Genomic DNA, 1,556 nt, shown 5'->3' on the forward strand with positions numbered 1-1,556 from the left:
CATGTTTTTGGGCGAATCTATTGCCGGGGGCCAACGTAATGCGAGCTGTCGACGTTGCGAAGACCGGGTTTGACATCGGTTGGGATTTCGCTCGATATGGCCGCGTATTGGACGCCGCATCCAGCGAACAAAGTGTACTGGCTGGATACCGTGCCGGACGTGAGCACTTTCGCGTTCCGCAACACCTACCCGATCGCTTCGTCTCGAAATGGTTGCAACTTCGGCTGAACGCATTTCGACGCCGCCGAATTCTCGACCTCGAAGTGACACCTGCCTACCTCAGAAGAATCGACTGTGCGAAGTGTCCGATCACATTGATCGTCATGACGCATGCTGCCTTGTCCGAAAGCGACTGGTCGGTCGACAGGATCAACAATGATGGAGCGTACGCGCCGGGCAACCTGATGGTGATGTGTGTCAAAGCAAATCGAGCCAAGGGAGCCAGGGGCTACCGAGATGTCATCCAGTTGGCGTCGGGAAACGCGCAGGGCGCAGGGCGCGGTCTTTCAAAGCGTGAATGGGCGCGCCTGGCCTGTGTGATGGTCGGCGCGGCGAACCTGACCGGCACCAGTCCAACGCTCCTTCCGCTTCTGACCCGAATCCCAGAGGATTCACGGGCGCCTCTGTACTTCGTTTTCCAGCAGATGCTCTTGGTTTCGGCGCGTCTAGCGACCGAGCGAAACCGGGTGATGAAGGCTCTATGCCGACTGCATCCTTCGAGCGAGCGTTCCCTTGTTTTGAGATGCGCAGTGGAAAGGCTCGCGGTGAAGTTGAAAACTATCGCTTACCCCTACGACGCATTATCTGACGAAGGCGTCCAGCGCCCTATGAGAAACTGGTTTGTCACTATGCCGGCAGCCAGCATACCCGGCTTACTGCAGCTGTGTTCTCAGTATGGCGCCGAGCGTTGTGAAACTGCGCCCCCGGATGCATGGGCGCTAGAAATGAGCGGTCGCTTCTAGCAGATTTCGGCCCGTACACGGCGACCCGCGGCTCCTAACGGACTAATTGGCACTTCACGCGCGTGTTCGAGTGCCTGCGGCAGACGTTGCAGCCATGGGCCGGGGTCCGTCATTGCCTTCTGCGCCAAGTTCCTTCGTGCGTCACTTTGGCGAACGGCGGACACCCTGCGGCACTGCTTGCCCAAGGCGCGACGCCGTCCCTCATGCACCCCTGTCGTTGCACCGCTCCATCGAAACGCCGTCCACGAAAGACAACGACGCAAGCTGCTCTGCGCACAGGCGTAGCGTCTTGACGTCTCCTTTGCACAAGATGGTCATACCTTCTCGCGTCACGTCTGCGCGGTGAACGTCGATACCCTGTCGTTCTAGCGCGTCGAAAATAGCTCCGTTGGCAAGGGGCGCAGTCGACGCTGAACGGATGATAAGAAGCACGTCAAGGGTTGGGGGTGACGCGTTTTTCATTCTGAAACTTCCTGGTCGAATCTTGTCCTGATCGTGAGTTTGGACTGGCTTACCGATGACCGATTAAATCGGCATTGCGAACTGGTGGCAATTTGACCCGCATGGAGAAGGGAAACGCCCATCGAATTGAGG

Annotated in this window: 1 protein-coding gene; it reads left to right on the plus strand. The window is 58.0% G+C overall.

What is annotated here, in order from left to right; genetic code table 11:
• Window positions 1-962 (plus strand): hypothetical protein (locus tag AWB74_RS44420; RefSeq protein WP_235024962.1); only part of this gene is annotated, 962 nt, incomplete at its 5' end.
• Window positions 963-1,556 lie beyond the last annotated feature (594 nt).

It is taken from the genome of Caballeronia arvi (assembly GCF_001544695.2).
GTDB lineage: Bacteria > Pseudomonadota > Gammaproteobacteria > Burkholderiales > Burkholderiaceae > Caballeronia > Caballeronia arvi.